Below are 9,960 nucleotides of genomic sequence, written 5' to 3' on the forward strand. Positions count from 1 at the left end.
GCCGCCCTTCCGCACCGCGCGCTGGTGAACCTGCTGCGCTGGCAGCTTGCCCGGTGGAACGGTGCAGCGCCCGCGCGGACGCTGCAGTTCGCCTCGCTCTCGTTCGACGTCTCGTTCCAGGAGATCTTCGCGACGTGGGCGGCCGGGGGCACGCTCGTCCTTACGGATGACGACACCCGCCGGGACGCCGAGGCGCTGCTGGCGCTGCTGCGCGAGCAGCGGGTGGAGCGGCTGTTCCTTCCCTTTGCCGCCCTGCAGAACCTGGCCGAGACGGCGGAGCATGCGGAGGCGTCCCTCCCGGAACTGCGTGAGATCGTCACCGCGGGTGAAGCGCTGCGCTCCACGCCGCAGCTCCGCGCCTTCGTTGCCGCCAACCCCGGGCTGCGGCTGGACAACCAGTACGGCCCGTCGGAAACACACGTCGTCAGCGCGCACCGGGTGGCGGAAGACGCGCGGGAGTGGCCGCTGCTTCCCCCCATCGGCACGCCCGTGGACAACACGCGGCTGCACGTGCTGGACGCGCGCCTGAACCCCGCTCCGGTGGGCGTTCCCGGCGAGCTGTTCGCCGCGGGGCTGAACCTGGCGCGCGGCTACCTGAACCGTCCCGGGCTGACTGCGGAGCGCTTCATCCCCGACCCGTTCGGGGCGTCCGGAAGCCGCCTGTACCGCACCGGAGACCTCGCGCGCTGGGTGCCGACCGGCGAGTTGGAGTACGTGGGGCGGACCGACTTTCAGGTGAAGGTGCGCGGGTTCCGCGTGGAGCCGGGGGAGATCGAGGCCGCGCTGGGCACCCATCCCGCCGTGCGCGAGGCCGCCGTGGCCGTGCGCGGCGAAGGCGCGGAAAAGCGGATCGTCGCCTGGCTGGTCCCCGTGGAGGGCGCCGCGCCCACGCTGGCCGATCTGCGCGCCCATGTCGCCAGCCGTGTGCCTGAGTACATGGTTCCCGCCACGTGGGTCACGCTGGAAAGCATGCCGCTCACCCCCAGCGGCAAGGTGGACCGCCGCGCACTTCCCGCCCCGGACGACACCGCCGCGGCGGCGGGACAGGTGCCGCCGCGCACCCCGGCCGAGGAGGTGGTGGCCGGGATCTGGGCGCGCGTGCTGGGCGTGACGCCCGGCGTGCACGACAACTTCTTTGACCTGGGCGGGCATTCCCTTCGCGCCACGCAGGTAGTGTCGCGCATCCGCGAAGCGTTCGGCGTCAACCTTCCCCTCCGCGCCCTGTTCGAGGCGCCGACGGTGGCCGGACTGGCCGCGCGCGCCGCGTCCGCCCGCGCGGGAAGCGAGTTTGTTCCCCCGCCGCTGCTCCCCACGCGCCGCGACCGGCCGCTCCCGCTTTCCTTTGCGCAGCAGCGCTTCTGGTTCGTGTCGCGCTTGGCCGGGGCGCGCACCGCGTACACCATCCCCGTCGCGCTGCACCTGCGGGGCGAGCTGGACGCGTCGGCAATGGAATGGGCGCTGAACGCGCTGGTTGAGCGGCACGAGTCGCTGCGCACCGTCTTTCGCGTCGAGGACGGCGAGCCGGTGCAGGTCATCCTTCCCGAACTCCGCATCCCCCTCCCGCTCACCGACCTGTCGGGTGCGGAGGATCCCGGGGTTGACGCGCGGGTGGCGGGAGAGGAGATGGCGCGGGCGCCCTTTGATTTGGCGGAGGGGCCGCTGTTCCGCGCACGCCTGCTGCGCGCGGCGGACGGCGAGCACGTCCTTCTCTTGGCGATGCACCACATCGTCAGCGACGGGTGGTCGCTGGGCGTGCTCTTTCGCGAACTGTCGGAATTCTACGCCGCGGGGCGGGAAAACGGGGACGCCGTGCTGGCCCCGCTCCCCGTGCAGTACGCGGATTATGCGGTGTGGCAGCGGGAGCGGCTGGACGGCCCGGCGCTGGAACGCGAGCTCGCCTTCTGGCGGGAAACGCTGGACGGCGCCCCCGTCCTCGCCCTCCCCACCGACCGCCCGCATCCGCCCCTTCCGTCGTTCCGCGGCGGGATGGTGCCCTTCGCGCTCACGCCGGAGCTGTCGGCTTCCGTGGCGGAACTCGGAAGGCGCCACGGCGCGACCGTCTTCATGACGCTGCTGGCCGCGTTCGACGTCCTGCTGGCGCGCTGGTCCGGCGCGGACGACATCGTCATCGGCTCGCCCATCGCGGGGCGCACGCCGGAAGAGACGGAGGGGCTGATCGGCGTCTTCCTCAACACCCTCACGCTGCGCGCCAGCCTGGCCGCCGACCCCACCTTTTCCGACCTGCTCGAGCAGGTGCGCGGGCGCACGCTGGACGCCTACGCGCACCAGGAAGTGCCGTTCGAGCGGCTGGTGGAGGAGCTGAAAGTGGAGCGCAGCGTCGCCCGCCATCCGCTGTTCCAGGTGCTGTTTTCCATGCAGCCGGGAGGGACCGGCGCGGCGCTGGAATTCGCCGGCCTGCAGGTGGGCGCCAGCGAGCCGGACACGGGGAGCGCCAAGGTGGACCTGACGCTGGCGATGGTGGATGCCGGCGGGGTGCTGCACGGCGGCTTCAAGTACGCGGAAGACGTGTTCGACGCGCCGACGATCCACCGCCTCGGGGAGCACTTCCGCACGCTGATCGCCTCCGCGGTGGCGGCTCCGGAGAGCCGGGTGTCTGCCCTTTCCATGATGGGCGAAGACGAGCGCCGCACCGTGCTGCGGGAGTGGAACCGCACTGCCGTCGATCACCGCGTCGACGTGCTTCACCGGCTCGTGTCCGAACAGGCGCGGCGCACTCCGAACACGCCAGCGGTGGTATCGGAAGAGGAGTCGCTGACTTACGCGGAACTGGACCGGTGGGCCAACCGCGTCGCGCATCGGCTGAGGGGGATGGGCGCGGGGCCGGAGCGGCGCGTGGCCGTGCTCCTGGACCGCTCGCCGGCGCTGGTGGCGGCGGAACTTGGCATCCTCAAAGCCGGCGCCGCCTACGTCCCCATCGACCCGATGTCGCCGCCGGAGCGGATCGCGTACACGCTGCAGGACGCCGGCGTGGCGGCCGTCGTGGCGAGTTCCGCTGCCCGCGACCGGCTGGAAACGATCGGCGTCCCCGTGCTGTGGATGGACGGGGACGACCTTGCGTCCGAGCCGGACGGCGATCCGGAATCCGCCACGGACGTGGACGCGCTGGCGTACGTGATCTACACCTCCGGCAGCACCGGCCTTCCCAAGGGCGTCGCCGTCGCGCACCGCGGCGTGGCCAACATGGCTGCCTGGTACCGGTCCGCGTACGGGCTGGGCGAGGACGATCACGCCGCGCTGCTGGCCAGCCCGGCCTTCGATGCGAGCGCGATGGAAACGTGGTCCGCGCTCACCGCGGGCGCCACGCTGCACATCCTTCCGGAGCCGCTGCGCGCCGATCCGGCCGGCCTGGTGCGCTGGATCGGCGACGCCGGAGTAACCGTCTGTTTCTTGCCGACGCCCGCCGCGGAGGCGGTGCTGGAGGCCATGGAGCGGGGCGCGCCCCGTCCGGCGGGGCTGCGCGCCCTGCTCACCGGCGGCGACGCGCTGCGGCGGCGCGGGCCGCGCGGGCTGCGGCTGGTGAACCTGTACGGGCCCACGGAAAACTCCGTCGTCAGCACCGGGTGCGACGTGGCGCCTGACGGCGCCGGGCTGCCGCCCATCGGAACGCCGGTGGACAACCAGCAGAGCTACGTGCTGGACGCGCGCGGCGAGCCGGTGCCCATCGGGGTGGCGGGCGAGCTGTTCGTGGCGGGAGTGGGATTGGCCCGCGGCTACCTGGGCCGACCCGCGCTCACGGCGGAGCGCTTCATCCCCAATCCCTTTGCGACAGAGCCGGGCGCGCGGATGTACGCTACGGGCGACCGCGTGCGCTGGCGGGCGGACGGCGCGCTGGAGTTCCTGGGGCGCACGGACGACCAGGTGAAGATCCGTGGCTTCCGCGTGGAGCCGGGGGAGATCGAGTCCGTTCTTCTCGCCCATCCGGCGATTGCGCAGGCCGCGGTCACCGTGCGCGGCGAAGGCGTGAACCGTGTGCTCGTGGGCTACGTCCAGCCGGTGCCGGGCGCGTCGCTGGACGCGGGGATCGTCCGGGCGCACGTCCGGGAGCGCCTGCCGGACTACATGGTTCCCGCCCGCGTGGTGCTGCTGGACCGCATGCCGCTGGGCGCCACGGGCAAGGTGGACCGCCGCCGCCTTCCCGATCCCATGGGCGAGGCGCCGCGCTCCGTGTCCGTTCCGCAGAGCGCCACCGAACGCACCATTGCCGCCGTCTGGCGCGAGGTGCTGCAGGTAGATGCCGTGGGCGTGGACGACAACTTCTTCGACATCGGCGGGCACTCCATGCTGGTGGCCCGCGTGCAGGAAAAGCTGGGGACGGCGCTGGGGCGCGAGGTGTCGGTGGTGGACCTGTTCCAGCACTCCACCATCGCCGCGCTCGCCGCACACCTCGATCCCCGATCATCTCCCGCCACGAGTGGAGCGGCGGAAGCGCCGCACGCCGAGGGCGCGGACCGGGGCGCCAGCCGGCGCGACCGCATGCGGAGGCGCCGCTGATCGTCCGCTGGACGGCAGCGGCGTTTCACGCGGAAGACGCGGGAGTGGCGGGGGAACGGCGGGACAGGGACACGGAAGGCGCCACGGGCGGGCCGAATGCGGCATCGGCCAACAGTGCGGGACATACACATCCAGGACCGGAAACGATGAGCGAGCACGAACAGGCACGGGCGGACGAACTGGATCGTCCGATGGCGGATATGGAGGAGGTGCACGGGGAGTTCGACGTCGCCGTGATCGGGATGTCGGGGCGCTTTCCCGGCGCGGACAGCGTGGACGAGTTCTGGGCCAACCTGCGCGACGGCGTGGAGGGGATCACCCACTTCACCGACGACGAGCTTCGCGCGGCCGGCGTTCCCGAAGCGCACCTGGCGCACCCGGACTACGTGCGCTCCATCGGCCGGCTGCGCGACGTGCAGCACTTCGACGCCGGGTTTTTCGGCTACAGCCCGCGCGAGGCGGAGATCCTGGAGCCCAGCCATCGCCTGTTCCTGGAGTGCGCCTGGGAAGCGATGGAAAACGCCGGGTACGCGCCGGAGCACGTGCGCGGCCGCGTGGGCGTGTACGCCGGGTCGGGCGCGCCCATGTACGTGGAGCAGCACGTCCGCAACAACCCGGCGCTCATGGGGAGCGTGGGCCACTTTCAGGCCAACCTGGCCAGCGGCAAGGACTTCATCGCCACGCGCACGGCGTACAAGCTGAACCTGCGCGGCCCCGCGCTCACCGTGCAGACCGCCTGCAGCACGTCGCTGGTGGCCGTTCACCTGGCCGCGCAGAGCCTGCTGAGCGGGGAAAGCGACATGGCGCTCGCCGGCGGCGCCACCGTCCTGATTCCCCAGGACGGGGGATACCTTTACAGCCACGGCGGGATCAGCTCGCCCGACGGGCACTGCCGCGCCTTCGACGAGCAGTCCGCTGGAACGCTGAGCGGCAGCGGCGTGGGCGTTGTTGTCCTGAAACGGTTGGCCGATGCCCTGCGCGACGGCGACCCCGTTCGCGCCGTCATCCGCGGATCCGCCATCAACAACGACGGTTCGGCCAAGGTCGCCTTTACCGCGCCTGGCGTGGAAGGACAGTCCTCCGCCATCCGCGAAGCGCTCTCCGCCGCGGACGTCGATCCGTCGTCCATCACCTACGTGGAAACGCACGGCACCGGGACGGAACTGGGCGACACCATCGAGATCGCCGCGCTCACGCGTGCCTATCGGACGGCCACGGAAGACTGCGGGTTCTGCGCGCTCGGGGCGGCCAAGACCAGCGTGGGGCACCTGGACACGGCCGCCGGGGTGACGGGGCTGATCAAGACGGTGCTCTCGCTGGAGCACGCACAGATCCCGCCTACGCTGCACTTCACCAGGCCGAATCCCAAGATCGACTTCGCCGCCTCTCCGTTCTTTGTCTGCAACGAGTTGCGCGACTGGACGCCCGCGCCCGGGCACCCGCGCCGCGCGGGCGTGAGCAGCTTTGGCATCGGCGGAACGAACGCGCACGTCATCCTGGAAGAGGCGCCGCCCCGCGAGCCGTCGGGACCGTCGCGCCCGTGGCAGCTTCTGACCGTGTCCGCCCGCTCGCCGCGGGCGCTGGACGCCGCGACGGACCGCCTGGCCGCCCACCTGGAAGCCAACCCGCAGCAGCCGCTGGCCGACGTCGCCTTCACCCTGCGCGAGGGGCGCCGCGCGTTCCCCCACCGGCGCACCGTCGTCGTTCGCGACGGCGAGAACGCGGCGGCGCTGCTGCGCGACCGCCTGCCCGACCGCGTTGCGATGGGGGTGGCGGAATCCGGGAGCCGTTCGGTGGCCTTCCTCTTTCCCGGGCTGGGCGACCAGTACCCCGGGATGGCGCGCGGGCTGTACGAGGCCGAGCCGGTGTTTCGCGCGGAGGTGGACCGCTGCGCCGAACTGCTCAAGCCCGCGCTGGGGATGGACTTGCGCGACGTCCTGTTCGCCGGGCCGCCGCCGTCCGACGCGGCGCCGGTGCAGGGCTTCGACCTCAAGGCGATGCTCGGCCGGTCGTCCGGCGCCGCCGATCCGCGGGCGGAGCGGCTGAACCGCACGGAGCTGGCCCAGCCCGCCGTGTTCGTCATCGACTACGCGCTGGCAAAGCTGTGGATGAGCTGGGGGATCGTACCGGATGCCGTCATCGGGCACTCGCTGGGCGAGTACGCGGCGGCGTGCATCGCGGGGGTGCTCACGCTTGAGGACGCCCTGGCCTTGGTGGCGGACCGTGCCCGGCTGATCGGCGGACTCCCCGGCGGATCCATGCTCGCGGTGTCGCTTTCCGAGCCGGCGCTGCGCCCGTTCCTGTCCCCGGACACGGTCGTGGCGACGGTGAACGCGCCGGAACTGACCGTGGCCGCCGGACCGGATGACGCCATCGCCGCGCTGGAAGCGGCGCTCACGGCGGCCGGGCACACCGCCCGCCGGCTGGCGACGACGCACGCCTTCCACTCGCCCATGATGGCGCCCGCGCTGGCCCCGCTGGCCGAGCGCGCCGCCCGCGCGGAGCTGCGCCCGCCCCGCATCCCCATGATCAGCAACGTCACCGGGACGTGGATCACCGACGCGGAGGCGACGGACCCGGCACACTGGACCCGCCACCTGATGGGCACCGTCCGCTTCGCGGAAGGCGTGTCGGAACTGCTGTCCGAGCCCCGCCGCGTTCTCGTCGAGGTCGGGCCGGGGCAGACGCTGTCCACCTTTGTGCGCCAGCGCGCGGACGGCGAGCCGGCCCCCGCCGCGGCCATCCCCTCCCTGCGCTACGCGTACGACCGGCGCCCCGACACGCAGTTTCTGCTGGACGCGCTGGGCCGGCTCTGGCTGGCGGGGGTGGAGGTGGACTGGGCCGCCGTTCGCGGTGCCGAGCGGCGCCAGCGCCTCGCCCTCCCCACCTATCCCTGGGAGCGGCAGCGCTACTGGGTGGAGCTTCCGCAGGCGGAGGAGGGACAGGCCGCGCGCGTGGCGGCAAACGCGCGCCATGCGGACCCCGCGCAATGGATCCACGCCGCGACGTGGACGCGGACGCCCGCACCCGCGGCGCCATCGCCCGGACACGATCACATCCTGCTGATGTCCAGCGGGCAGGGGCTGGCGGACCGCGTCACCTCGGCGCTGGACCGGGTGGGCTACAACGTCATCTCCGTGCGGCCCGACACCGGCTTCAGCGCGGGCAAGCGGATGCACACCGTCCGCCCCGCGCTGCGAGAGGACTACCGGCAGATGACGGAAACCCTCGCCTCCATCGGGATGCGGCCGCGCGCGGTGGTGCACGCGCTGGCGCTTTCCGATGTGCGGATGGCCATCCCCAGCCTGCTGCTCTTCGCCGACGCCCTGGCCGCGTCCGGCGCCCCCACCGAGCTGATCGTGCTGACCGAAGGTGCGCAGCAGGTGACGGGAGACGAGGAGCCGTCGCCGCTGATGGCCGCGCTCCTGGGCGTGGCGCGCGGCATCGAGCGCGAGCACCCGCACCTCGCCTGCCGCGTGGTGGACGTCCCCGCCGGCGCGCCCACGGCGGAGCTGGCCCCGCGCATCGCCGCGGAAATCCTGTCCGGCGGCGTGGGCGACGTGGTGGCGCTGCGCGGCCGCCACCGCTGGGTGCGCGCGTTCCACCCCGTCCGCACCGCGTCCCCCGCCGCGCGCATCCGCGAAAACGGCGGATACCTGCTCGTCGGCGCCGGTTCCGCGCGCATTGCGGCGGCCATCGCCGAAACGCCCGGCGTGCGCATGGCCTTCATTCTCCCCACGGGGCAGGGGGGCGAGGCGGACGGCGCCGCGGAGACCATCCGCGCCGACCTCGCTGATCCGGCTTCCCTCACGGAAGCCGTCACGGAAGCGGAAACGCGGCTGGGGCGGATCGACGGGGTGCTGTACGCGCCGGACCTGTCGGAAATCGTGGGGATCGCCGGTGTGGGCGAAGCCGCGGCGGAGTGGGCGGACCAGCTCGCCGCCGTCGAACGCACCCTGGAGGCGATGCGCACCGCGCTGGGCGACCGGCGTCCGGAATGGATCGTCGCCCACACCTCGCTCGCGGGCCAACTGGGTGCCGTGGGCCACGTTCGCGTGACCGCCGCGCACACGCTCATCGATGCCTTTGCCGCCCGTGCCGGGTGGACGGCGCTGGCGGTGGACCGCGCGGCGACGGAGGCAGACCCGGACGGCATCGCCCCGGACGAACTGCGCGCGGCGTTCGATCATGCGCTCGCCCTGGCGGGAGAGGCACAGCTTCTGGTTTCCACCACGGACCTGCAGACCCGGTGGAACGAGCGCGCCGAGGCGGCCCGCCCCGCGGACGTGCTGTATGAACGGCCGGAGCTGGAATCGGAGTACCACGCCCCCACCAACGAGGTGGAAGAAGCGCTCGCGGAGCTGTGGCAGAGCCTGCTGGGCATCCGCCGCATCGGCATCCACGATGACTTCTTCGGGATGGGTGGGCACTCGCTGCTCGCCACGCAGATCGTGGCCCGTGTGCGCGACATGTTCCAGCTGGAGCTTCCGCTGCAGTCCATCTTCGAAGCCCCCACGATCGCGAAGTTCGCCGAACTGATCGAGACCGCGATCATCGCGGAGCTCGAGTCGATTTCGGACGACGAGGCGGCGGAGATCATGGGCAGGGCTTGAGTGCTGAGTGCTGAGCGCGGAGTGCGGAGTGCTGAGTGCGGGTGTGATCCGCCGGGATTCGTTTTCGGACGGCGGTGGAACGTGGGGATGATGAATCGAAACAGCCGGGCCCTGTCCGTTGCGGACACCCCGATCACCGATGGATACGCGTGAGCAACGAAATCCTGCCGGCCGCCGCGCCGGCCGCCGGCACGCAGAAGCCGCCCAAGACGGTCAAGTGCGTGGTGTGGGACCTGGACCACACCGTGTGGAACGGCATCCTGCTGGAAGACGACACGGTCGAGCTCCGGCCCGGCGTCGAGCACATCCTGCGCACGCTGGACGAGCGCGGAATCCTGCAGTCCATCGCCAGCCGCAACGACCACGACCGGGCCATGGCGCGGCTGCAGGCGCTCGGCATCGCCGACTACTTCCTGTATCCGCACATCAACTGGAACGCCAAGGGGCAGAACGTCGAGGCCATCGCCAAGGCTCTCAATATCGGCCAGGACACGTTCCTGTTCGTGGACGACCAGCCGTTCGAGCGCGAGGAGGTGGCGTTCGCCTGCCCCGCCGTGCGCACCCTGGACGCCGCGGAGCTGGACGGCATGCTGGAGCGCCCGGAGCTGAACCCCGAGTTCATCACCCAGGACAGCCGGAACCGCCGCCGCATGTACCAGGCGGACATCGCCCGCGGCCGCGCGGAGGAGTCGTACAACGGCCCGTCCGAGGAGTTTCTGCGCACGCTGGACATGCGCTTTACCCTGGGCCCGTGCACCGAGGCGGACCTGCAGCGCGCCGAAGAGCTCACCGTGCGCACCAACCAGCTCAACACCACGGGGCGCACGTACGGCTA

3 protein-coding genes are annotated in these 9,960 nt (G+C 72.1%); all 3 read left to right on the forward strand.

The genetic code is table 11. The features are described from left to right. On the forward strand, positions 1-4,512 hold a 4,512-nt coding region (locus tag VF665_RS15420; RefSeq protein WP_331054327.1), incomplete at its 5' end, for an amino acid adenylation domain-containing protein. Between the two features lie 146 nt (positions 4,513-4,658). After that, on the forward strand, positions 4,659-9,125 hold the full coding sequence (locus tag VF665_RS15425) for a type I polyketide synthase (protein WP_331054328.1): 4,467 nt from the start codon (positions 4,659-4,661) through the stop codon (positions 9,123-9,125). Between the two features lie 149 nt (positions 9,126-9,274). Continuing rightward, a partial coding sequence (locus VF665_RS15430; RefSeq protein WP_331054329.1) for an HAD-IIIC family phosphatase occupies positions 9,275-9,960 on the forward strand: 686 nt, incomplete at its 3' end.

Source organism: Longimicrobium sp., from assembly GCF_036387355.1.
Taxonomy (GTDB): Bacteria; Gemmatimonadota; Gemmatimonadetes; order Longimicrobiales; family Longimicrobiaceae; genus Longimicrobium.

Bases quoted from the DNA above. Each gene is read 5' to 3' on its own strand.
- VF665_RS15425 (WP_331054328.1), top strand. From the start codon at position 4,659: ATGAGCGAGCACGAACAGGCACGGGCGGACGAACTGGATCGTCCGATG.